Source organism: Sinobacterium caligoides (assembly GCF_003752585.1).
In the GTDB taxonomy this organism is placed as follows: Bacteria; Pseudomonadota; Gammaproteobacteria; order Pseudomonadales; family Sinobacteriaceae; genus Sinobacterium; species Sinobacterium caligoides.
In genome coordinates this window covers 47,470-71,584 of record NZ_RKHR01000010.1, presented here as the reverse complement: position 1 = coordinate 71,584, position 24,115 = coordinate 47,470, and the positions used below count along the sequence as shown (strand labels likewise).

The following is a 24,115-nucleotide window of genomic DNA, read 5'->3' as shown; positions in this document are numbered from 1 at the left end:
TTTCGATCAACCTAAAAACGCCTCTTTTTGTCGCCCCACCGTTTTGCTATGCTCGTAGTAGATGAGCAAATCAAAAATCTGCGCTATATGCAGATAAACAACTGATATAAATCTATATTACTGTCTACCACAAGATAATCAAATAGAACCGAGGCTTACTTAATGGATTTAAAACCCGCTGTATATGTTATTGACGACGATGATGCCGTTCGTGAATCATTGGAGTTACTGCTAGATTCTGTAGGTCAGCAGACAAAAAGCTATGACTCAGCACAGTCATTTCTCGATTCGTATAGCAATAACATGCTCGGCTGTATCGTACTCGATATCCGCATGCCTGGCATGAACGGCATGGAGCTACAGAAGGAACTAAATCGTCTTGGCTCTATCTTACCTATTATCTTTGTCACAGGACATGGTGATGTACCTATGGCAGTCGAGGCGATGCAACACGGTGCCGTCGACTTTGTGCAAAAGCCTTACCGTGAGCAGGAGCTGCTCGACAAGATTAACCAGGCTCTCGCGCTAGACACTAAGCAACGTGCTTCACTGCTAGAAAAGCAAGCGATCAGAGAACGACTCTCAGCCTTAACGGCACGCGAAAGTGAAGTCATGGAAGAGTTAGTTGAAGGCAAGGCTAACAAAGTCATTGCCGCCGAGCTTGGCATTAGCCAGCGCACGGTAGAAATCCATCGCTCACGCGTCATGGAAAAAATGGGTACCCACTCCCTCGCTCATCTCGTACGCATGGTGCTGGTCTCTCGCGAAGAGACTTAACACCATTAACTAGACGGCAGGCTTCGCCTAGAGCTCGCCGTCGCTCTCAGATTTTTCGACCCTACAAAGGCTTCCTATGAGTTATCGGCTTTTTCTAACCGCTTTAATCTTCGCTCCAGTTTTATCGGGATGCAGTTTGCTCGACCGGACCTCACCCTCCGTACAAGAGCCCGCTCCCGTCCCACCTGCTGTAGAGGTGAAGGTACCGACCCCCAGTGTCACTGAGAAGCCCGTTACCAAGCCGACACATAAGCCCCAACAGCCGCGCCCCACTCAAAAACCCGAGCGCATCTTACCTGCCACCAAGCTAAGCATGTTCGGCGCACTCGAGTACGTCAAACTCTCGCCAGGCGACTTAGTTTTAGAGGCCCGTATAGACACCGGTGCCAAGAGCACCTCGATCAGCGCCGTCAACATCCAAGAGTTCGAACGCGACGGAAAGAAGTGGGTCAAGTTCAATATCCCCACCGGCGAAGACCAGAGTGTCGAGCTTAAGCGCCCGCTAATACGCTACACTGTTATCAAGCGCCACGGGGAAGAATCCCTACGCCGCCCCGTAGTCAGCCTGCGTTTAACCATCGGGAAAATCGAACAGCGCATAGAAGTTAACCTAACGGATCGTGTTAACTACGACTACCCTGCGCTAATAGGCCGTAACTTCCTCAAAGATTACGCCGTCGTCGATGTCAGCCAGAAACATCGCCAAGGCAAGCCAAAGTAAATCAAGCATAGGGCGAGGCTCGCGCTTTTTATTTCGCGGCGTCTCGCTTTTCTAGGCTATCGTTTCTTAATATCGCCTCTGCGCAGGCACCCCCAAAACAGATCACTAGATAGAAGTTATTTATATGTCCGACAAGGTAAAAATCTACTTAATTGCAACCGTACTCTGCGTTCTAGGGCTCGGCGCTACGGCCTATAAACACATCTCACTGCACTTTCCGCTGACACCTGGCGAACAGATCCCCGTCTGGTCTATCGAAGCAAAGGTTCAGTTTAAGGCAGTAGGCGATCCTGTGAAGGTACGCCTTACATTACCGAAAAAAGATGGCCGCCTGATCATGCTCGACGACAGCCACTCCTCCGAAGGCTATGGTTTCAGCTTCGACGAGCAGGCTGACAACAACGTCGCTGAGTGGACAAAACGGGAAGCACAGGGGCCACAAACCCTCTATTACCGTATTCGTGCAGTCGACAACTACGATGCCGTCGATGCACTTGACCGCAGCCCGGCAAAAATTGGTGAGTTACCTGAGTTCGACGAGGCAAAGACACAAACCGCCAATAGCCTCATTGCTCGCACCAAAAAGATCTCCGCTGACAACCGTAGCTTCGCTACTCAGCTTGTCCATACTTTCAACAAAACCGACCCCGATCCTGGCGTCAACATGCTAATGGGCAACCGCGATAGCCGTACAGATAAGGCACACACTATGCTGGGACTATTGGCGATGGCCGACGTTCCAGCCCGTCTTGCCCTAGGCCTTAAGCTAGAAGATGGCCGCCGCAAACAAAAACTGATTTCTTTTATTGAGGTTTATCAAGACGAGCACTGGGTTACCATCAATCCCCTAAACGCTGAGAAGGGCGTCCCCGAAGGCGTCGTGCTTTGGCGTCGCGGCGGTGAGTCGCTACTCGAAGTTGTAGGTGGCAAATCTTCATCCGTCGACTTCTCCATCGTACGTTCACCGCTCTCTGCTAAGCAGGTGGCTCTCGCCCGCACCGGCGACGGCGGCGAGCAGGCGGCACTGATCGACTTCTCGATTTACAGCCTTCCCAGCGCCAGTCAGAACGCCTTTAAAACAATTCTACTCGTCCCCATCGGCGCGCTCGTCATTGTCTTCCTTCGAGTTATCATCGGTGTACGCACCTCGGGCACCTTTATGCCGATACTGATCGCCCTAGCCTTCATGCAAACCAAGCTACTCCCAGGCCTACTGATGTTCATCGCCATTGTGGCTGCAGGTTTAATCATCCGCGCCTACCTCAGTAAGCTCAATCTACTGCTGGTGGCGCGAATATCCGCCGTGGTCATCGTGGTCATCGGCATCATGGCAGGGTTCAGTATCATCAGTGACAAACTCGGCTTCGATCAGGTGATGACCATCACCTTCTTCCCGATGATCATCCTCGCCTGGACGATAGAAAGAATGTCCATCCTATGGGAAGAAGAGGGAGCCAAAGAGGTGCTCGTTCAGGGCGGCGGCAGCCTGATGCTGGCCACCATTGCCTACCTCGCAATGAGCAGCGAGCTAGTGAAGCACCTAACCTTCAACTTCCCGGAGCTGTTGCTGGTATTGCTCGCCGTTATCATCTTACTGGGACAGTACACGGGTTACCGTTTGACCGAGCTGCGCCGTTTCCAGTCTATCGTTGACCAGAAACAGTAGGGGGTAGTTTATGTTTTTAGCCAAGCCCTCACGATTACACGATTACGGCCTGCTGGGCATGAACCAGCGTAACATTTCCTATATCAGCCGCTACAACCCTCGTCGCCTCTACCCTCGTGTCGACGACAAGATGGAGACCAAACTACTCGCGGAGGCGGCCGGCATCGCCGTGCCGCGCCTGCTCGCAAGTATTAGCATGCAATTCCAGGTCAAGCAGCTGGATAAGATCCTAGACGCACAAGAAGCCTTTGTCGTTAAGCCCGCCAAGGGTAGCGCAGGCAAAGGCATCTTGGTCATCGTCGCCAAACAGGGACAGCATTACGTCAAGGCCAGCGGCCAGGAAGTTAGCTTCAAGGACATCGAGCGTCACGTCTCCAATATATTGAGCGGCCTGTATAGCTTGGGCGGCAAACCCGATGTCGCCATGTTCGAGGCACTGGTGGAGTTCGACCCGGTATTTGATAACTATAGCTTTCAGGGCGTACCCGATATCCGCGTCATCATCTTCCAGGGCTACCCTGTGATGGCGATGCTACGCCTATCGACAAAGTCCTCCGATGGCAAGGCCAACCTTCACCAGGGAGCTGTCGGTGTCGGTATCGATCTCGCCACTGGGCGAGCAGTCAACGCCGTGCAGTATGATGCCCCCGTTAAAATCCACCCTGATACCAACTACAATTTTGATGAGTTAGAGATTCCCCACTGGGAGCGTCTGCTCCCCCTTGCATCATCTTGTTTCGAGGTAACGGAACTCGGCTATATGGGCGCCGATATCGTCCTCGATAAAAACAAGGGGCCACTCATTCTTGAGCTCAACGCCCGTCCCGGTCTCGCCATTCAAATTGCCAACAATCAAGGCTTACTACCAAGGCTACAGTTGATCGAGAAACAGCGCGGCATTCAGCGCTCAGTCGAAGAGCGCGTAGCCTTCAGTATCGAGCACTTCTGCCAGAACAGCTAACCTCAACAGCTGAGCGCCTCGTCGAGGCGCTCCAGCAAGCGGGTTAAGTCATGACTATCCACCCCCCTCGGTGAGAAAGACTGCTCACTCATTGGTGCTAGGCCAAAACTACTCGGCAACATCCCCCTCTGCTCAATCAGTAACAACATACGCTCAATAAAAACAAACTGTAACCACTGTTCAAAGGCCAGCGTGTCGACACAAAACGGCTGCAGGCTACTCAGCGCTCGCTCGCTTGGACGTCTCTCGCTCCACAGCCCCATTACTTTCAACTCCGCCTCAATTGCCAGCATAAACTGCTGCGCTACCGTATACCGATCACTCATTCCGAGACCTCACCATCACCCTGATACTAGCCAAGTTGCTGTGCAAAAGGCGGCAACGAGTCGATAATAGCCCGCCCATAGCGCCGCGTTAATAATCGGCTATCAAGAATAGCCACCTTGCCGGTATCGGTTTCCGTGCGCAACAGGCGACCACTCGCCTGCACCAGTTTAATCGCCGCATCAGGCACTGTAATTTCCATAAAGGGGTTGCCTCCAGCCGCCTGCACCCACTCCGACAACGCCGCCTCAACAGGGTCATCCGGCACCGCGAAGGGGATTTTGGCAATGATCACATGAGTGCAATATTGCCCCGGTAAATCCACTCCTTCCGCCATCGATGCTAAACCAAAAATCACACTGCCTTTGCCCTCATCCACCGCTTCACGATGCTTGCTCAGCAGGGCGTGCTTACTGTAATCATCTTGTAGCAACACCTTCTCGCGGAAGCTACTCGGTAGTTCGAAATAGACGCCACGCATCTGCTTGCGCGACGAGAACAGCACCAACGCCGCATCTTGCTGCGAAATACGCTGAGGCAAGTCATCGATGATAGCCTCGGTATGTGCCAAAGCATTACTCGGATCGACAAAAGTCGGCACGATCAGCTGTGCCGCCTGCGGGTAGTTAAACGGGCTGCCTACCTGGGTAAAGTTACTATCACGAGGCACACCGGAACGACGAATGAAACGCTCAAAACTGCCCAGCGCAGCCAGCGTCGCCGAAGTGACGACGGCACCAAAGCAACGTGACCAAAGGTGGCTATATAGCGTATGGCTGGCCATTATCGGGCTGGCGCAAACCTCGAAATCGCCGCCGCCGGCATTATCCACAAAGCTCACCCAGCGCCCCATCGGTGGCTTATCGGCAGCATCCTCAAACTCATACTGTTGCCACAACGCCGCATTCGCATCGGCACGGTTGCGCAACATGCCGACAGCGGGGTACCAGCGCTCCGCCTCCTGCTTCGGGAACTCGCCGTCACTGTCCTCCATCGCCTCGTCGAGCTCCTTCAATATACGCTCGAAGCCCTCCGCCAAGCGGGTATACCCGGCCTTCAGCTCAGCCGCCAGATTTCGCAGCGACGCAGGCACTACGCCGCCCTCAAAACGGTGATGGATGCTTCGCCCCTGCTCAGCTGCCGCCACATCGCCAAATAGCGGCTCAACAATCGCCCTCGACATTGCCATCTGATCACGCAGCGCTGGGTAAGCCTGCGCCATCCCCTGAACGATTCGACCGATCTCACTCTGCAGTCCCGCCGTCTTAATCAGAGATGACATTGCCTTATCCGCCTGATCCAACCACTTCCTCGTCGAAACGAGCCGGCTATGATGAGCAAAGTGTTGTAGCGCCTTATCAGGTAGATGGTGCCCTTCGTCAAAAACATAGATGGTATCGGCAGGGGCGGGTAGGATCGCTCCGCCCCCTAACGCTAAATCAGCTAACACCAAGTCGTGATTAGTCACTACACAGTCGACATTCTCGAGGTTTTCTCTAGCCTTAAAATAGAAACAATTTTTAATATGCGGACACTTGCGCCCGGTGCACTGGTGGTGATCTGAGGTTAGCGGCGTCCATAACTCCGCCTCAAGGCTTTCCGGCCAACTATCACGATCGCCATCCCATTGATTAGCAGCCAGCTTGTTAATCATCTCGTTATAAAGCGTTCCCTGCTCCGGTGCCGACGAGGCGATCACCTCATCGGGGTAGAGGGTGGCCTGCTGCTGGCCATCCCCCTCCAAATGGGATTCCAGCTTACTCAGACATAAATAGCGCCCACGCCCCTTGGCCAACGCGAACTGAAATGTCATATCACTATGCCGCAGTAAGTCAGGCAAGTCCTTCATGACGATCTGCTCCTGCAGCGCCACTGTCGCCGTTGAGATGACCAGTTTCTTTTTCAAGCTCTGAGCCATGTAGATACAGGTCAACGCATAGGCTAGGGTCTTACCAGTACCGGTACCAGCCTCCACCACACAAATATGTCCCTCACTATTGCGCTCACTGTCATCGTCATAACGAATATTGCCCAAGGTTTTTGCGACCTCGGCAATCATCAGGCGCTGCCCCGGGCGCGATGTCAGCGACTTATTCTCACACAATAACTTGTAGTGTTGACGAATATCCGCCTTTTGCGCCTCACTCAGCATGTTCTATAACCCTTAATATTACGACAAGCCCAAAGTACGTTATTATACCACCCTTAGATTCCACGGTGACGATTACCTTCGCCTCCCTTCCCCATCAAATAAGTACGCCTGCAATGCTAAAAAAATTATTCAGCTTTACCCGCAGCAAAAATAAAGCGGACGCCAGCAAAACAACGCCTAGCCCGATTAACGTCGACAGCCTCGATGAGCACAACCCCAAGCAACGACAGCGCCTGCTCGAGCGACTGCGCCAAACCAGCGACGCTGACGAGCTGACTAAGCTGGGGAGCAGGCTGCAGGATAACCCACAGCTGATTGCCGATTTCATTGCCAGCCCCCACCCCATGCTGGCACGCCTTGCCGCCAGCCGCTTGAGCGCCGACGAACTCAGTAATGTAGAATGGCAACAACTCATCACCCTCCCACACAGCCTGGCCTTCCAACAGCGTTTGATCAGCCAGTGCGACGACGCCAAGTTACTGCAACTACTCGCAAGCTCAGGGCACAGTAGCGAATTACGCCAACAAGCCTGCAGCAGAATTAATCAGCCTGAGCAGCTCCGCGAGCTGCTCAACAGTATCGGCAACCGCGACAAGAAGGTGCGCCAACAACTGAAAGAGGCGCTGGCTAAACAGCGTCAAATCGAGCTCGACGCCGAGCAACAGCAACAACAGATCGAGGCTCTCAGCGCCCAGTCGCAATACGCCGCTAGTCACGCCTGGAACCCCCAGCTCGGTGGTAAGCTGAAGCTATTAAAACAACAATTCGACACCCTACAAGCCAACCTCAGCGACCGACAACGTGAAACCATTAAAGCTCACCTAGAACAAATTTCTGAGGCGGTCGCACAGCACCAAGCCGAGCTCGATGCTGCACACCAAGCCGAACAGTTAAAGCAACAGCACCGCCAGCTCGCCGTTGAACTGGCGGCATTATTACAGCGCTTGCAACAGAGCTACCACTGCGAGCAAGCTGATGAACTCGCGGTCATTCTGAGCTCCGTCACCAGCACCATCAAAGGCCAACACGAACAGCTGCAACCCCTGTTAACGTCTCTAAGCTGCCTGCATCAGGCACATCAAAATTATCAACAGCAGCTCCCTACATTACAGACACTCCAACAGCAGCCCTCACTCAACGACGAGCAGCACGCACAGCTACAAGAACTTCTCAATAATATCGCCTGGCCTGCCGACGCCAAAGCACCGCCCCTAATCGAGGAGCTAAACGAAAAATTAGCACCGAGCCAGCCAAAAACACAGCCAGCTAAACAAGATACTCAACGGTCAAAACAACTACGTAGTGAACTCAAGCAACACTTAATCGATTGTGAGCAAGCAGTCGACAACAAAGACCTCAAAACAGTCAATCAACTGAGCGGCACGATTCGCCAACAACTGACACAGGAGGGCCTGACAGACAAAGAATTAAGCGCCCACTGGCAGCGCCTCAACAAGCGTATCTATGAGCTGCGAGACTGGCACAAGTTTGCCAGTATGCCCAAGCGCCAACAGCTTTGCGATGAGATGAGTAACGTCGTCAACAGTAAGCTTTCAGTGCAGCTTCGAGCTGACAAGATCAAGCAATTACAGGCCGACTGGAAAGCGCTAGGTAACGATTTTTCTCCTGAGAGCAAGCAGCTGTGGAGCACCTTTAAAGCCGCTGCCGACATCGCCTACGAACCCTGCAAGATTTACTTTGCCGAACAGCAACAGCTGCGCGAGCAAAACAGCCTACGTCGTAGTGAACTCTGCCAACAGCTCGAACAATACCTTACTGAACACGACTTCGAGCAGAGTGACTTCGAACAGATAGACCTCATCCTACAGCAGGCTAAACGTGAGTGGCGGCAGTACTCCCCCGCCGAGAAAAGACACAGCAAGGCCCAGCAACAGCGCTTTAATACACTGCTGAAATCAATCAACAACCATCGCCAACAGCATATCGACCTACTCATTGAACAAAAGCAGCGCCTCATCGATGAAGCACAGCAACTTGTCAACAGCGACGAGCTAGCCAGCGCCATCGAACAAGCCAAGCAATTACAGCAGCGATGGCAGCAGGGCGAGAAGCTACCGCACGCTATCGACAAAAAGTTGTGGCACGAGCTACGCGCCCACCTCGATATATTATTCGAGCGCCGTCAACAACAACAGCAGCAACGCAACAGCGCACAACAGGAAAATGTTGAGGCCGGTCACCGCCTTATTGAGCAACTGCAGCAACTGAGCCAGCTCGACGACCAGGCACTCAGCAACAGTCGCGAAGATTATCAACAACTCATTAGCCAATATCAGCTAGTCGGGGAGCGACCGCACAACGATTACAAGCAGCAACAGATTCAATTCAAAAAAGCTTGTGACGCCTATGACAGTCACTACGCCGGCCTCTCACGTCGCGCCAAAGCCGAACAATGGGCAAGCTTCTTAACCTTCTGCCAGCAGCTCAACCAGCGAGACCTAGCGTCAGAGCCACAGGAGAAAGCAAGCCTGCAGAACGCAATTAACTCAGCATGGGCCGAACTCGACTTTCCCGAGCCGTGGCGAACGACTGTCATCCCACGAATCGATAACGCTGACGTAGCCAGCGATGAGCAACAGCACCGCAAGCTCTGCATCGAGCTAGAACTACTGCTCGGTGTCGATAGCCCTAGTAAAGACCAGGCCCTGCGCATGGAGCTGCAAATGAACAAGCTACAAAAAGGCTTGGGGCAGAATAGTCCAAGCCCACTTGAGCTGCGACTCGACTGGCTGAAGCTAGCTGCCTGCCCCAGCCCTGAGCTACAGCAGCGCTTCGATCAACTTCAGCTAAAGGGTTAAGGAGCTTATCTGCTCTGCTCGCAGGGGCTTCCACTGCCCCTGCCTTACCCTACGCTCTTCTATTTCAGCTGTCTTTCGAGGCAGTAGGAATACATCTTTAGAGCGTAGTCGCGCTGCGCCTCTGGAATCGCCATCATACGCGCGACAAAGGCTGGCTCTTTTTCCAGCATCTGCTCCTTGGTAAACGACACCCCCGCACTATCAAAATTGATCGGCGGATAGTTGCCGTGCAACATCTTGTAGGCTAAAGCGTTGCTCTCATGTATCACATAGAGGTCGACGATCTGTCGGTCGATCTCTTCCGCTACCCGCTCTGCGCCACCGTATTCGCCACGCAGCACCTCTCCAAAAGCAACGTGTACGGCGCCTTTCTGACCGGCAATACCCGCCGCAATGCTCTCGATATCCTCTTGTTCGCCCTTCTCATAGGCGCCGTGCTGATCCACGGTATAGAGCTCGTTGGCCTTCGCCGCGTCCAGAGGATCTAGCTCATAGGAGATAGAAACAGGCACGATGTTCAGCTCTCTCACCGCATCACTAAAACTCTCGGTTTTACGATTGTGATTGATGGTCAACATTTTAATAATCGCCGGCTCAGTCGCATCCCAGCCATTCTTCGCCCGCCCCTCGCGGTGCGCGATCCAGATATTACAGTGTTCCACCACGATAGAGTGGTGAATATAAGCCGACAACTGCTTGAGCGCTGCCAGCATCTTTCGCGGCGCCTTCTCTGAGCGATTGACAATGAAGCTCTTATTCAAGCGCATCAACGCAGACACGTAGTCTTTCGTTAACAGGTTATCTCCGATGGCGATACGTGTAGTAGGAGAGTCCTCCGTCCACAGCGCGAAGCTAACAAAGGCTGGATCTAAAGCAATATCACGGTGATTACTCAAAAAGCAGTAACGTTTTGTTGGGTCCAGGTTTTGCAGGCCGGAAACAGTGAACGCGCTCGTGGTGGAGCTGATCATATGCTCCATGTACTTCTTCACTACCAGCTGGAAGCTCTCTACATCGTTCACACCGCGCAGCTGGTAACGCAGCAGCTGCCGCAGTACCGGCTTAATCAGCCAGCCAAAGTGATCCGCCGCCTTGGGGAAACGCAGCTTAGCAATAGCACTGAGTAACTCATCATTGCCAAACAATCCCTCCAACACCTCGCGAACCTCGTCGTCACGATAGGGGCGGATATCTTTAAACTTGTCCATATTTTCCTTCACTGCCACAATTGCTTAAAATGGGCGAACCATACCCGAATTTGCTGAATTTTTCACCTACTAGTAGTCAAACAGCAATGCCCAGTAGCCAAACATGAATGTCGACGATCAATTATGAACAACACTATGAGCCCCACCAGCTCCCCATGCTACTGCGGCGGTGACAGCTATGCTCTCTGCTGCCAGCCGATACACTCAGGCAGCCGCTACGCCGACAACCCGGAGCAGCTAATGCGCGCTCGATACAGCGCCTGTTGCCGCCAAGACATCGATTTCTTACTGGCGACGACACACCTGTCAACTCAAGCGCTCTACCACGCTAACGAGCTACAACAATGGCTCGATGATATCGAGTGGCTGAGCCTACGCATTATCAGCTCGTCAATGTCCTCTGCCAAGTTAGGCCATGTCGATTTTGTCGCCTTTTATCACTCCAACAATCCAACGACAGACAACACGCCGCCTGTAATACGGCAGCATCGCGAATACTCAAGGTTCCAGCTAGAAGACACTGAACAGTCTTCTCAATGGTATTTTGTCAGCGGCGAGGACCGCCCTGATACCCCGCTAGAACGCAATCAACCCTGCCCTTGCCGAAGTGGCAAAAAATACAAGAAGTGTTGTCTTTAAGAGCCCCTACTATGAATCACGATCAACAGCCACCACAAACCTTGCACGCCTTATTGCAACGCCTTGGCTTGCAATTAACCTGCTACGACTTTGGCCGTCGCATTCAACAACTCCCTGATGCAGTATGGCAGAGCTTCGAGGATTTACAGCGCCCCTACCCACAACCCTACCTACGTCATGCATGCCTAGCTATGGTGATTCAGGATGGCACAGTGGAAATGCAGAGTAACCCCATGCTGTGGTTTATCCGCCTCCCTCTCGACGAGTTTTCGATGCTAGACGTCGGCAGTCGTGACCTCTTCATCGGCGCCATCCTGCACCGGCTCGGCCGGCAGATGGAGCAGCTGCAGCAGAACGGCGAGTCCGTCGACCTGCTGGCAGATAATCCTTTTGTGTTCACTCCGCCTGAAGAGCGACTCTGCCAGCTGCACGCCATCCTACGAGCAGACCTCTGCCTGCCTCCTAGCGCTCATCAAGCCGCTGCCCTAGATTACCTACAACACAGCCTAGGCGCTAACGAGGGTGACAACTGGCAGCATTTGGAGCTCGCCGGGCTTGCCGACATTGCAGCACGCCTGCAAGAACATCACAGCCTCCTCGAGCAATCACTCCCGCAGCTACCACTGCCCGTACTCGCCGCCCTCTGCCAGGGCTTTGAAAATAGAACAATTGACAGCCAGCTGAGCAAGTTAATTGAGCAGCGACTTAAAGACTACCTACAACAAACCGGCGACGACGCCCCCCTGCTCCCCAGCCTATTGCGTGGGCTGAGCCAGAGCACCGATTTAGCGCAACTACGTCAGCTCGTTATCGAGCTGCTACAAAGCCCGCACGGCCAGCAACTTGAGTTGCTGGCAACACTCAGCAGTCGCTTCCACCTACTGCTCGTCGACAAGCTAGTCTGCAGCCTGTTTCTCGAGCAGCTAGCCGCTAGCCCTTCAGCTTCCCATGCATTCAGCCAGTTAGTGGCCGAGCTCCTCAGCCTCAACACACTCAAGCCGACACTAATTCACTGCTTACTGACAGAGCAACGCTCGCCGGCACTGGCATCTGCTGCTGACGCATTCATCGCACAAGCAACAAATAACAATTAATCGCAGAATAGTGTTGACGGCTCGCTTTATATGAGTAGAATGCGCCCCCGTAGACAGCAGAACACGTCTACAGATTGATGCGGGGTGGAGCAGTTAGGTAGCTCGTCGGGCTCATAACCCGAAGGCCGTAGGTTCAAATCCTACCCCCGCTACCATATTTTTAAAAGCCGACCCTCAACAGGTCGGCTTTTTTCGTTATAATAATTTTTATTGCCTGCCCTGCTCATTACAACCTCCCCCGCCCTCTTCGTTACAAGCCACTATAGTCGTGCCCAAGCCCCTGTGCTAATGTGAAAGAAAAGTTAGCTATTGGAGCCACCATGCACACCCTTAAACTACTCTTCAGCACCGCACTCATTCTCGCCGTCACCGCCTGCTCATCTTACAGCGTCAATTCGGACTACACCGAAGATTATGACTTTAGCCAGGTCAAAAGCTTCAAGTGGCACCAACAACCCACCGACCAGGCCAGCCTCAACTATTTAGGCGGCGACATCTTTGACCACCGCATCCGTGACTACGTTACAAAAAGCCTCATATTAAAAGGGCTCAGCAACAGCAACAGTAACCCCGACATTTTCGTTAGTTATGGCGTACTCACGGAAGACCGCACAGACATCAACACTTACAACACCTATAGCGGCTACGCCCCCAATTGGCGCTACGGCTACTACGGCAACAACTACGGCATTGCTACCGGCAGCACTCAGACCACCGTTAGCAACTACAAGCAAGGGACCCTAATGATTGACTTCATTGACCCTAAGTCGAACCAACTGATCTGGCGCGGCACCGCCGATGGACGACTCGACAAGGATGCCAGCCCCGAAGAGCGACGCGAAGCGCTGCGCGAAGTCGTCGATAAAATACTCGCGCAATTCCCTCCCAAATCATAGCAGTAGCCCCATCAGCGAACGGCGGGTCACGCACCCGCCTACTGCCTACCAACAACACATAAGCAGAGACAATACAGCCCATAAGCCGCCACGGCCTGACTAGGCAATAATAAAACGATAAAATACTCTGCAATAAACATCGTTAGGAATCACAAGCTATGTACAAAATCCTTCTCTCGGTCGCCATCAGCGCCCTCATTTCCACTGGCGCCTTTGCCGCCAAGCCTACCAGTATCGCCTTCGAGTCCAAGAACAGCACCTCTGAGCAAGTCGAATATTCTAACTATGTTGTTAAATGCTCGAACGGTAAACGCCAACCACTAACAGCCTGGGATAACCGCAAAAAATGGTGCGTAGGACAGGGCTCGCAGGAAAACTGCCACAAGAGACAGATGAAGGCAGCAAAAGCCGCCTGTAAGCTCCAGTAGCCAGCAACTCTATCTAGCAGCCACCCTAGATAGAGACTTCATTTAGCTCACTTAACAATCATCAACCTTCTGCGTATAAATATCTTGCCTGCAACTCGTTCAAGTCTGATTGAGTCAACCCAATCCGCTCAGTGAGATAGCAACTAACAGAGCCGAAGTGCTTATCAATGGCGGCGAAGGCGCTCTGTAAATATGAAGTCCTAACCTCGAGCATTGGTCGCAACAAGGCTGGATCAATGTGCTCACCATAGTGCGCCAACACCGAGGCTATCTCCTGATCAATGGGCAGATAGTCATTCGTCAATAAATAATCATGCATGATCGTCTCCCGCTCGACGCCCAAGGCAGAGAGCAACAACTTGGCGGCGAAACCCGTCCTATCTTTGCCCGCGGTACAATGCACCAGCGCCGGCCGCCGAGCCGTCGACAAAAGGCACTCAAACATCTGTCGATAGCGACTTGAATGCTCAAGGACCAACTCATCGTTGATACCACACATAAACTCACCGACCCCCACCTCATCTACCGCACCGTCCATCACTCGGGCAAAGAAGCCCATCAAGTTACCTGGATCAATCGATAGATCGGCGCACTCAAGTTCACCCTCAGGCAATACCGATGGCGATGCCTCCACCTCCGCCAGCTGGCGAAAGTCACAAACCAAACCAATACCCAAAGACTCAAAGTGCCGCAGATCAGCTGGCGTCAAGGCCGACAAGCGCCCCGAACGATACAGGCAGCCCCAGCGCACCTGCCGCCCCTGACGATTGATATAACCGCCAAAGTCGCGAAAATTGGGGCACCCCTCTAAGGCAATTCGCCGCTCGGCCAGACGATAGCTTCCCCCTTGCGTCGTTGTGACAATAAAGATCGGATGCACCACCTCACTCACAAAGCGCACCTTTGCCTCCGTCACCTGCAGGCTGATCGATGCCGCCGCGATAGGTGACTCAACCGAGACCCGAGCAACAGAGAGCCATGGCAGCAGCGACCAATCTAATCGATAGCCTCCCCCTCCTTCAGCGGTTACCCGCAGATTGCGGACGATAAGTTCGCTAGCGGTAGTACTATTGATCACTGCCACCCTTACGCATCCCCGCCTCTAGGTATGCCTCCGTCAACAATCCAATAGTCTTGATTTGTCGCTCAATCGCCTCATCAGAGAAAGGGTCAACACCCAACATATCTTTATACATAGGTGCCATAGTGACATAAGACATCACGATATTATTAAACGCCATCACGATCCATGGCAGCAGCTCAGCATGCCCCTCCATCACCGGCGCCAAGGCCGTAGAAACACCATTACTGTAGCTAAACAATGGCTGAAACAACTTGGCAAGTGTATCTTGCACCTGCGGCCCGCCCGAGAGTGCCGCATGCTGCAGCAGACGCGATAGATTAGGGTTCCCCGTATGCAATCGCACCAGGTTACTCTGCCACTGCAAAACACTCTGCTGCGTTACCTCTGTTCCTAACAACTCCTCTAACGGCGCATTAAACAGCAACAACAAACGATCGAGGACCGCATTGTAGAGGGCCTCTTTATTCTTAAAGTGGTTGTATAGGCTAGGCGAACGAATGCCCACCGCATCGGCTACCTCGCCCAGTGAAGTAGCCTGATATCCCTTGGCAGCAAAAAGATTCTCTGCCGCATCTAGAATGCGCACTGCGGTTGGCTTCATATATCGCTCTATAAATTATTACTTTGCTCTCTTCGATATACGATTAAAGCATAACTCCTGCCGTATTCTAACCCCTGAAAGCCTGTGGCGGACACCTATAGACATGAGGGTGGAGCAACCTTTACGCCCCCTCATAAAGCCCTGGCATACCTGTGACAAGGATACGCGTAGAGGTAACAGCAGCGAAGCACTCCGCACACCCCCTCTTCTCAACAACCCAGCCCACTCCCAAAAGCACCACACAACATTAAAACGTCTAACCAAGGCCAGTGTTTTCACCAAAATCTATTGACAGACGCCCTCTGGCAGTGAATAATCCGGCGTCTTTATTTATTCACCCAATTTAGGAGCAATACGGTGGCTAACTCTCCACAAGCAAAAAAACGCGCTCGCCAGGCCGAAACGCGTCGTAACCACAACGCCAGCCTGCGCTCAATGGTTCGTACTTACATTAAGAAAGTTATCGCAGCCATTGCCAGCGGTAGCCATGAATCAGCACAGACTGCCCTCAACGAAGCAGCACCTGTCATCGACCGCATGGCCGACAAAGGCATTATTCACAAGAATAAAGCCGCACGCATTAAGAGCCGCCTAAACAGCAAGGTTAAAGCCCTAGCCGCTTAATCTCGCTTCTTACGCGCACAAAAAAGCCGGCCTACGCCGGCTTTTTTGTGCGCGCTAGCCTCAAATTGCCAACACCATATTGTCTCGATGCACCAACTCATCGTCACCGCGATAACCCAACACCTCCCTAATAGCATCACTCGCGACACCGCAGAGCAGCTGAGCCTCCTCACTCGAATAATTAACCAAGCCTCTAGCCACCTCGCAACCATCGGCATCGCGACAGATCACAACCTCGCCGCGATCAAAGACACCCTCTACGCCGACAACACCGACAGGCAATAAGCTACTGCCAGACTCCTTCAGAACCCGCACCGCACCAGCATCAAGCTGCAGCGAGCCTGCAACACGCAGATGACCCGCCAGCCACTGCTTACGCGCAACGACCCGCTCTCGCGCCGCACACAGCGTCGTCCCCAAGAGCTCTCCTGCCGCAATACGCGTCAACACCGCCTCGATAGCACCACCCACGATCACTGTGTCAGCACCAGAACGCGCAGCTAGGCGTGCCGCATTGACCTTGGTATACATCCCACCCCTACCAAGGTGGCCACCACTATCGCCCGCCACGGCCAGCAGAGCCTCATCTTCAGCATCCGCCTGGGCAATCAACTGAGCCGAGGGATTAAAACGAGGATCCGCATCATAGAGACCCTCCTGATCCGTCAAAATAATTAGACGATCAGCCTCGACCAAGTTAGCCACCAAAGCCCCCAAGGTATCATTATCACCAAAGCGTATTTCATCGGTGACGACGGTATCATTTTCGTTAACAACAGGAACCACCCCCATCATCAACAGCGCCTTCAGCGTCGCTTGCGCATTCAGATAACGTTTACGATTCGACAAATCGTCATGCACCAGAAGAATCTGGGCCGCTTGCAGATCAAACCTAGCAAATTCTGCCTGATAGGTTTGCACCAAACCCATCTGGCCAATAGCCGCCGCCGCCTGCAACTCTGCCATCTGCTTGGGCCGCTTACTCCACCCCATCCGACTCATGCCCTCGGCAACCGCACCGGAGGATACCAAGACCACCTCGATACCTCGAAGGCGCAGATCAGCAATCTGCGACACCCAGTCAGCGATAGCCTCACTCGCCAAACCAGCACCGTTCGCCGTCAATAGCGCACTACCTATTTTTATTACCCAGCGCTCAGCCACGTCAAACCCCTAGCCATCAATGAACATATAAAATTTACGGCGCATAGACAATTTCGACATCATGATCGTCATCGTCATCGTCATCGTCATCGTCATCGCCCTCAAGCATCGCCTTACGCGCTACCGCCCTTTCCAAGGCATGGTGTTCAGCCAGCTCTTCAATACGCTTGCGCCCTTGCGCCTGCATCAACAACTGCTGCTCTCGCTCCTGCTCTAACAGCTCTGGCTCTGCCTGCTCTCGCTCTCTCTGCTGCTCGATATGCTCCATGATATCGCTAACCAGAAGCTCGGTGCCATCACCGTTTATTGCCGACACCGAATATACTGGCCCTTCCCAACCGAGCGCCGAGACAATTTCCTGCTGCTTCGCCTGACGCTCCTCTACCGGCAACAGATCAAGCTTGTTCAGCACCAACCAGCGCTCTCGCTGGGCCAATGCCGGACTAAATAGCTCAAGCTCATGAACGATTTTCTTCGCCGTATCGCTCGGGTCAACCCCGTCATAGGGCGCCACATCGACAATATGCAGCAGCATTCGCGCCCTAGTCAGGTGCTTGAGGAAACGTATGCCGAGACCAGCCCCCTCAGAAGCCCCCTCAATCAACCCCGGGATATCAGCCAGCACAAACGAGCGGTGCTTCTGCACACTGACCACACCTAAATTTGGCACCAACGTCGTAAACGGATAGTTAGCCACCTTCGGTCGTGCGGCAGAAACAGAGCGGATAAAAGTCGACTTACCGGCATTGGGCATTCCCAACAGCCCGACATCAGCCAGCACCTTAAGCTCCAGCTTCAGGTTGCGCATCTCCCCCTCAGAACCTTTGGTAGTCTGTGTCGGGGCGCGATTGGTACTAGACTTGAAACGCGTATTACCCAGACCATGAAAGCCACCCTGAGCGACCAACAGGCGCTGACCAGGCTCGGAGAGATCACCCAGCACCTCTTCGGTATCCTCATCGATAACGGTACAACCTACAGGCACATGGATGGTCATATCCTCGCCCTTGCAGCCCGTCATATTGCTGCGCTGCCCACGCTGCCCATCCTTGGCAAAGAATTTACGCGTATAGCGATAATCAACCAGGGTGTTTAATGCCGAGTCAGCCTCAAACCAAATACTGCCACCATCACCGCCATCACCGCCGTCGGGCCCACCCTTAGCGATATATTTTTCACGGCGAAAACTCAATGCACCATACCCGCCTCGTCCCGCCTGCACCAAGATGCTTGCCTCATCAACAAACTTCATCGCCAATCTCCGCTAAGGGTTGTAAATATTCAACTATTATAAAACAAAAAAGCCCCGTCTATAGACGGGGCTTTATAGTAGCTATGAGAACTAAGAGTTAAGCCGCAACAATCGTTACAAACTTACGGTTCTTAGGGCCCTTCACTACGAATTTAACGACACCATCCGCCTTGGCGAACAAGGTGTGATCTTTGCCGATACCTACGTTTTCACCGGCGTGGAACTTAGTGCCACGCTGACGAATAAGGATGTTACCTGCTAGAACTTTCTGGCCGCCGTAGCGCTTAACACCTAAGCGTTTACTCTCGGAATCGCGACCGTTACTAGTACTACCACCAGCTTTCTTGTGAGCCATCTTCTATCTCCTTAGCCGTTAATACCGGTAATTTTAACTTCGGTGAACCACTGACGGTGACCCATCTGCTTCATGTGGTGCTTACGACGCTTGAACTTCATGATCTTCACTTTTTTGTGACGACCCTGAGTAACAACCTCAGCGGTAATCTTGGCGCCTTCAACAACAGGGGCACCGATCTTAACGCCTTCACCTTCGCCAACCAGTAGCACCTGATCGAATTCGATCACGTCACCAACAGACTTCTCAATCTTCTCTAGCTTGAGGGTCTCGCCCTCAACTACACGGTGTTGCTTACCACCGCTTACGAATACTGCGTACATTGCACTGCTCCATTTAAGCCTGCTTACAATCCAAGTGACAAGCCGCTACGGCTGTTTTGGGCAAGATTCAGGCACCAAAGCCAAGGTAGTGAACTACGCTCAGACTTTAGGTTTGTGATATAAGGCCGCGGATTATACCCAAGTCGCAATACACAAACAAGGCAACTTTCGCATAAATTATGAGCAGGCCTGTTGACAGCATTCCCACGAGGCCATAGCATCCAGCCCATACGATGCTAGCTCTTTAATATCAGGAATATCATGCAAGACATCCGTGCCGTCATCTCCAGCGAACTTGAATCTGTCGACCAACTCATTGTCGAGCAACTCCACTCGGATGTCCCACTGGTCGAAGATATCGGTCACTATATTGTTGAGGCTGGCGGCAAACGTATGCGCCCTACCTTAGTATTGCTCGCCGCCAAGGCACTCGGTTACGATGGCCGACTCAGTATTCAATTGGCCACTGCCATCGAATATATCCACACTGCGACATTACTCCATGACGACGTCGTCGATATTTCAATGTTACGCAGAGGTCGACCGACCGCCAACGCACAGTGGGGCAACGCCCCTAGCGTTCTGGTAGGTGACTTCATCTACTCCAGAGCCTTTCAGATGCTGGTGGCCATGAACGACATGCCAATCATGGCTTTACTGGCTACAACGACTAATAAAATAGCGGAAGGCGAGGTACTACAGCTACAGAAAGCCGGTGACCCAACGACCACCGAAGAAGAATACCTCACCGTCATCAAAAATAAGACCGCCATCTTATTTGAGGCATCCTCACTCGGCGGCGCGATGATAGCAGGCGCCTCACCCACTCAGTGTGAGGCCCTACGCACCTTCGGCAGCGCCTTAGGTACGGCCTTCCAACTCATCGATGACGTCCTCGACTACCAGGGTAAAGCAGAGGAGATGGGGAAGAATATCGGTGACGACCTCGCCGAGGGAAAACCTACCCTCCCTCTTATATACACTATGCGCCAAAACAACCAAGAGCAGGCCACAATCGTTGAGCAAGCTATCCGCAACAAAAGTAGCGAACAGCTATCGCAGATTATCGAAGCCGTCAGCAGCAACGGCGCCCTCGAATACACCCACAGCTGCGCTGTCAAGGAACAGGAGAGAGCTATCCGCGCACTCGAACACCTACCCGACAACGAAGCCACCCGCCAAATGGCTCGACTCGCCCATCTCGCGGTTAATCGGCGCGCCTAGACAATGAGCTGAGTCGGTGAGAAGCAACCTCACAATACGCAGCGACTCTCTTGTGTCCCCTATTCCAGACAGGGGAAGTGTAAACAAACTCGACACACAGCGCCTCGACTAAGCTAGAGGCGCGTGGATATTGGTAACACTCCACCACGGATGCCTATAAATCTAAACAAAGCCGAGCATATTTATTGACAACACGATGACCAAACCGCGAAAGTGGTGTTTGCGAGCCGCTCATCTGTCGCCCCGACTGAAGTAGCCGCACTATGGAATAATAATAATGGTCAAAGAATTTACGCTATGTTTTTAGGCAGTACTATCGGAGCCATCAGCTACGCTATTGGCGCACTGGCGTTCGCTATACTGACGCCCCTGTGCCTAGTGCTGCAACGACAAAATATCTACCCACTGACACTGTTAATAGCCTGTCTAATTACCGCTGTTCGCTGTACTTCATCGATTCTCTATAGTCATTACAACCTCTCGGGCTCAATACTGCTGATTATCGATATCGCTTTCTACGGCATATGGATTACAACGCTGTTGCACACCGTAAAACTGGCCACCCAACACCCCTTACCTAAACTACTCACCTATCCGATCATCGCGACCTATCTCGCCATTGTTTTCAGCTGCCTGATTAGCTATATCATTTTCGATATCAATCTAAAAACATACACCTCAACACCCACAATCTGGACTAATATTGTCTTCTCCATCCTCAGCTTAATCCTAATCGAACAGCTCTATAAGAACCTCAAGAACGCCGACAGACACTCCTTTAAATTTTTCTGCCTTGGCCTTGCTGCACTCTTTACCTACGAGCTCTACCTGTATACACACACCCTAATATTTCAAAGCCTTCCGCTCGATAGCTGGCAGGCGCGAGGGGGAGTTTACGCACTAGTAGGCCTCTTCCTGCTACTCACGCTCAGCAACCGATCGACCCCCCAGCTGACCTTGTCACGAAAAATGGTCTTCTATACGACAAGCCTGACCGGCGCAGGCATCCTATTATTTTTGATGGGCGGCATCGGCTACTACATGCGCATCTACGGTGGTTCCTGGGGAGGTGCCCTGCAAAAGGTGCTGATATTTGCCTCCCTTGCCGGCACTGCATTGCTTTTTTCCATCTCAAAGTTTCGCGCCACCATGCTAGTGCTCATCAACAAACATTTTTTCAGACACAAATACGACTACCGTAACGAGTGGCTAAACCTGATCCAAATCCTCTCCCAACCGGTCGAGCAGGATAACCTACAAAAGCGCACCATCAAGGCTGTCGCGCATATTTTTGGCAGCCCCGGCGGTGTCGTCTGGCAACTTCAACATCAGCACTTCCTACCTATTTGCGCCACCAACTGCAGCCTTCCTGAAGACGCTATAGAGAGCGTCGATTCTGCTTTCGTGCAAGCTCTACGCGACAAGGAATGGGTCTTTGAGGCGATCGGTTTACACAGCGTACGCTACTCGGAAAACAATCTATTACCGAGTTGGTCGAGGTCCATTAAGGATCTCTGGATCATTCTGCCTCTGCTCAACGAAAACAGCCTACTCGGTTTCATGGCGCTGCAGAAGCCGGCGGAAGAAGTCTCACCTCTAAGCTGGGAGGACCTCGATCTATTGAAAACTGTTGGCAGACAAATTGCCGCTTATCTCGCCCGCCACGAGGCCGCCGAGCTCCTTGCTCAATCTCGTCAATTTGACACTTACAACAAACTTACCGCCTTTATCATGCACGACCTAAAGAACCTTATTGCACAGCAGGCACTGGTGGTGCAAAACGCTGTAAAGCACAAGAATAACGCCGAGTTTTTCGACGACGCGATCAATACCATCGACAATTCGGTAACCCGAATGAGCAGCCTACTCTCCAAGCTGCAAACTCAAAGCAGGAGCCTAAACCAGGTCATTCCCGCACCGAAACTCATTACCGAGGCAGCACAGAAATGTCGTCACGATTGGCCAGTGCCCGAACTCAACTTAGCGGCCGGCCAAGACCTGACAATTAACGCGGATATCGACACTTTGACCATGGTGCTTTGCCACCTAATCAAGAATGCTCAAGAAGCTACCCCCGCCGACGGCGCCATTACCATCGGCCTGCATAAGAAGGGCACGATGGTTGTGATCAGTATCGAAGATACGGGGTCAGGCATGGACGACCGCTTTATTCGTGACCGTCTATTTAAACCCTTTGATACCACAAAATCTGGCAAAGGCATGGGTATTGGTGTCTTTCAGGCCAGGGAGTACATCCGCAGTCTACAGGGAGAGATCCATGTCAAGAGTCAGCTTGGCAAGGGCAGCTTGTTCACCCTTTCTATACCTGAAAATTCCGCATACTGTATACAATAACCTTGGAATCAGCTCATGAATAAAAATAATAGTAAGCCTACCTTGCTGATAGTAGAGGACGACATCGGACTACAGAGCCAATTACGCTGGCATTTCGATTCCTATAATGTCGTCCTCGCCAGCGACCGGCCCTCGGCAATCGCCGCCATCCGCAAAGAGGAACCCGCCGTCGTCGTACAAGACCTGGGGCTACCGCCCGACGAAGAAGGTGTCGAAGAGGGCTTCGCCACCGTCCGCGAGACGCTGGCGCTGGCTCCCAACACCAAAATCATCGTTGTTACCGGTCATCACGAGCGAGAGAACGCCCTTCGCGCCGTTGACCTCGGCGCCTACGACTTCTATGAAAAGCCCGTTAACACCGAAGCACTTGATCTCATCGTCAACCGCGCCTTCCATATTTACAATTTGGAAGAGCAGAATCGCAAACTACACAGCCAGTCCACCAGCACCCTCAACGGACTGATTGCCTCCGACCCGGCGATGCTACGCATCTGTCAGACCATCGAAAAGATAGCTCCTACCAATATCACCAGTCTTTTGCTCGGAGAAAGCGGCACCGGCAAGGAAGTACTGGCGAAAGCCATCCACGAGTCAAGTCCGCGCCGCGAAGAGCGCTTCATCGCCATCAACTGCGCCGCCGTACCGGAAGCACTGATGGAGAGTGAGCTATTTGGCCACGAGCGCGGCGCCTTTACGGGCGCTAATAAGACCACCCCCGGTAAGGTTGAGACCGCACATCACGGCACTTTATTTCTCGACGAAATAGGCGACATGCCGCTGCCGCTGCAGGCAAAACTGCTGCGCTTCCTACAGGAGCGTGAAATTGAGCGCGTCGGTGGGCGTGAGACTATCGCCGTCGATGTCAGGGTCGTCTGCGCCACCAACAAAGATCTTGAGAGCATGGTTAGCAGCGGCGATTTCCGTGAAGACTTGTACTATCGTATCAGTGAAATGGTGATCAATATTCCGCCTCTACGTGAACGCAGTGGCGATAAGATTCTCCTCGCCAGATTCCTGTTGCAGCGCTTCAGCGAGGAACAGAGCCGCAACATCACCAGCTACAGCAACGAAGCCACCGCCGCCATTGAGAGTTACAACTGGCCCGGCAACATCCGCGAGCTGGAGAATAAGATACGACGCGCCGTCATCATGTGCGAAGGCAAAAAAATATCGGCAGCTGATCTCTGCCTCGAGACCACCAAAGACCTCAGCATCAATTTGAGGAAGGTTCGCTATGAGGCGGAAAAACAGGCAATCAATAAAGCGCTGTATATCACCGCGGGCAACATCTCTGCAGCGGCTAAACTGCTGGGTATCACCCGCCCTACGCTCTATGACCTAGTAAAAAAGTACGAGATCCAAATACCCAACTCACCGATGCGAACACTCGCCTCTGCCGACCTGTAACAAGATCGCCACAGCGAACGCCGGTGACAAAAAACACCGGT

At 52.7% G+C, this 24,115-nt stretch carries 22 protein-coding genes and 1 tRNA gene; 14 read left to right on the top strand and 9 right to left on the bottom strand.

Going from position 1 to position 24,115, the window contains the following annotated elements:
- Positions 1 to 162 precede the first annotated feature (162 nt).
- The 4 genes from fixJ to EDC56_RS18945 all read left to right on the top strand — a co-directional run bounded on the left by fixJ (position 163) and on the right by EDC56_RS18945 (position 4,125).
- Positions 163 to 777 carry a response regulator FixJ gene (gene fixJ, locus EDC56_RS18960; protein ID WP_123714167.1) on the top strand — a complete coding sequence of 205 codons (615 nt, stop codon included), beginning with the start codon at positions 163 to 165 and terminating at the stop codon, positions 775 to 777.
- Between the two features lie 136 nt (positions 778 to 913).
- Complete coding sequence (locus EDC56_RS18955) at positions 914 to 1,498, top strand: ATP-dependent zinc protease family protein (protein WP_162844249.1); 585 nt, start codon at positions 914 to 916, stop codon at positions 1,496 to 1,498.
- A 124-nt stretch (positions 1,499 to 1,622) separates the two neighbouring features.
- Complete coding sequence (locus tag EDC56_RS18950; protein ID WP_123714165.1) at positions 1,623 to 3,164, top strand: inactive transglutaminase family protein; 1,542 nt, start codon at positions 1,623 to 1,625, stop codon at positions 3,162 to 3,164.
- 10 nt (positions 3,165 to 3,174) lie between these two features.
- On the top strand, positions 3,175 to 4,125 hold the full coding sequence (locus EDC56_RS18945) for an alpha-L-glutamate ligase-like protein (RefSeq protein WP_123714164.1): 951 nt from the start codon (positions 3,175 to 3,177) through the stop codon (positions 4,123 to 4,125).
- Between the two features lie 2 nt (positions 4,126 to 4,127).
- Here the strand turns inward: EDC56_RS18945 and EDC56_RS18940 are convergent, their stop codons facing one another.
- Together EDC56_RS18940 and dinG are read right to left on the bottom strand one after the other, a co-directional pair.
- Positions 4,128 to 4,451, bottom strand: a complete 324-nt coding sequence (locus tag EDC56_RS18940) for a YqcC family protein (RefSeq protein ID WP_123714163.1) — start codon at positions 4,449 to 4,451, stop codon at positions 4,128 to 4,130.
- Positions 4,452 to 4,477: 26 nt separating this feature from the next.
- Complete coding sequence (gene dinG / locus EDC56_RS18935; protein WP_123714162.1) at positions 4,478 to 6,601, bottom strand: ATP-dependent DNA helicase DinG; 2,124 nt, start codon at positions 6,599 to 6,601, stop codon at positions 4,478 to 4,480.
- A 113-nt stretch (positions 6,602 to 6,714) separates the two neighbouring features.
- On the opposite strand from dinG, the gene EDC56_RS18930 reads away from it, so the two are divergent.
- Positions 6,715 to 9,420, top strand: coding sequence for a DUF349 domain-containing protein (locus EDC56_RS18930; RefSeq protein WP_162844248.1), 2,706 nt, complete (start codon positions 6,715 to 6,717; stop codon positions 9,418 to 9,420).
- Positions 9,421 to 9,479: 59 nt separating this feature from the next.
- On the opposite strand, the gene EDC56_RS18925 is transcribed toward EDC56_RS18930, so the two are convergent.
- Positions 9,480 to 10,628 carry a 1-acyl-sn-glycerol-3-phosphate acyltransferase gene (locus EDC56_RS18925; RefSeq protein WP_123714160.1) on the bottom strand — a complete coding sequence of 383 codons (1,149 nt, stop codon included), beginning with the start codon at positions 10,626 to 10,628 and terminating at the stop codon, positions 9,480 to 9,482.
- 123 nt (positions 10,629 to 10,751) lie between these two features.
- On the opposite strand from EDC56_RS18925, the gene EDC56_RS18920 reads away from it, so the two are divergent.
- The 5 genes from EDC56_RS18920 to EDC56_RS18900 all read left to right on the top strand — a co-directional run bounded on the left by EDC56_RS18920 (position 10,752) and on the right by EDC56_RS18900 (position 13,685).
- Positions 10,752 to 11,267, top strand: coding sequence for a YchJ family protein (locus tag EDC56_RS18920; RefSeq protein ID WP_123714159.1), 516 nt, complete (start codon positions 10,752 to 10,754; stop codon positions 11,265 to 11,267).
- An 11-nt stretch (positions 11,268 to 11,278) separates the two neighbouring features.
- Positions 11,279 to 12,361, top strand: coding sequence for a DUF3549 family protein (locus EDC56_RS18915; protein WP_123714158.1), 1,083 nt, complete (start codon positions 11,279 to 11,281; stop codon positions 12,359 to 12,361).
- A 78-nt stretch (positions 12,362 to 12,439) separates the two neighbouring features.
- Positions 12,440 to 12,516, top strand: a tRNA-Met gene (locus tag EDC56_RS18910).
- A gap of 165 nt (positions 12,517 to 12,681) precedes the next feature.
- Positions 12,682 to 13,257, top strand: coding sequence for a DUF4136 domain-containing protein (locus EDC56_RS18905; RefSeq protein WP_123714157.1), 576 nt, complete (start codon positions 12,682 to 12,684; stop codon positions 13,255 to 13,257).
- 158 nt (positions 13,258 to 13,415) lie between these two features.
- A complete protein-coding gene (locus EDC56_RS18900; protein ID WP_123714156.1) occupies positions 13,416 to 13,685 on the top strand; it encodes a hypothetical protein in 270 nt (89 codons plus the stop codon).
- 61 nt (positions 13,686 to 13,746) lie between these two features.
- Here EDC56_RS18900 and EDC56_RS18895 read toward each other — a convergent pair whose 3' ends face one another.
- Together EDC56_RS18895 and EDC56_RS20025 are read right to left on the bottom strand one after the other, a co-directional pair.
- Complete coding sequence (locus EDC56_RS18895) at positions 13,747 to 14,769, bottom strand: tyrosine-protein phosphatase (protein WP_123714155.1); 1,023 nt, start codon at positions 14,767 to 14,769, stop codon at positions 13,747 to 13,749.
- Positions 14,753 to 15,370: a TetR/AcrR family transcriptional regulator gene (locus tag EDC56_RS20025; protein ID WP_123714154.1), complete on the bottom strand. Its 618-nt coding sequence runs from the start codon at positions 15,368 to 15,370 to the stop codon at positions 14,753 to 14,755. Before EDC56_RS20025 ends, EDC56_RS18895 begins: the two co-directional genes overlap by 17 nt.
- 357 nt (positions 15,371 to 15,727) lie before the next feature.
- On the opposite strand from EDC56_RS20025, the gene rpsT reads away from it, so the two are divergent.
- On the top strand, positions 15,728 to 15,994 hold the full coding sequence (rpsT, locus tag EDC56_RS18885) for a 30S ribosomal protein S20 (protein WP_123714153.1): 267 nt from the start codon (positions 15,728 to 15,730) through the stop codon (positions 15,992 to 15,994).
- A 60-nt stretch (positions 15,995 to 16,054) separates the two neighbouring features.
- On the opposite strand, the gene proB is transcribed toward rpsT, so the two are convergent.
- The 4 genes from proB to rplU all read right to left on the bottom strand — a co-directional run bounded on the left by proB (position 16,055) and on the right by rplU (position 19,088).
- A complete protein-coding gene (proB, locus tag EDC56_RS18880; RefSeq protein WP_123714152.1) occupies positions 16,055 to 17,158 on the bottom strand; it encodes a glutamate 5-kinase in 1,104 nt (367 codons plus the stop codon).
- Between the two features lie 34 nt (positions 17,159 to 17,192).
- Positions 17,193 to 18,410: an Obg family GTPase CgtA gene (gene cgtA, locus EDC56_RS18875; RefSeq protein ID WP_123714151.1), complete on the bottom strand. Its 1,218-nt coding sequence runs from the start codon at positions 18,408 to 18,410 to the stop codon at positions 17,193 to 17,195.
- A 97-nt stretch (positions 18,411 to 18,507) separates the two neighbouring features.
- Positions 18,508 to 18,765 (bottom strand): 50S ribosomal protein L27, encoded by a 258-nt coding sequence (gene rpmA, locus EDC56_RS18870; RefSeq protein WP_123714150.1) that lies wholly within the window; start codon positions 18,763 to 18,765, stop codon positions 18,508 to 18,510.
- An 11-nt stretch (positions 18,766 to 18,776) separates the two neighbouring features.
- On the bottom strand, positions 18,777 to 19,088 hold the full coding sequence (rplU, locus tag EDC56_RS18865; RefSeq protein ID WP_123714149.1) for a 50S ribosomal protein L21: 312 nt from the start codon (positions 19,086 to 19,088) through the stop codon (positions 18,777 to 18,779).
- Between the two features lie 261 nt (positions 19,089 to 19,349).
- Here rplU and EDC56_RS18860 point away from each other — a divergent pair, with 261 nt between their 5' ends.
- From EDC56_RS18860 to prsR, 3 genes are all read left to right on the top strand, one after another.
- Positions 19,350 to 20,312, top strand: a complete 963-nt coding sequence (locus tag EDC56_RS18860) for a polyprenyl synthetase family protein (RefSeq protein ID WP_123714148.1) — start codon at positions 19,350 to 19,352, stop codon at positions 20,310 to 20,312.
- A gap of 297 nt (positions 20,313 to 20,609) precedes the next feature.
- Entirely contained in the window at positions 20,610 to 22,667 is a 2,058-nt protein-coding gene (gene prsK / locus EDC56_RS18855; RefSeq protein WP_123714147.1) for an XrtA/PEP-CTERM system histidine kinase PrsK, read from the top strand.
- A gap of 15 nt (positions 22,668 to 22,682) precedes the next feature.
- Positions 22,683 to 24,074 carry a PEP-CTERM-box response regulator transcription factor gene (prsR, locus tag EDC56_RS18850; RefSeq protein ID WP_123714146.1) on the top strand — a complete coding sequence of 464 codons (1,392 nt, stop codon included), beginning with the start codon at positions 22,683 to 22,685 and terminating at the stop codon, positions 24,072 to 24,074.
- The last annotated feature ends 41 nt before the right edge of the window (positions 24,075 to 24,115 follow it).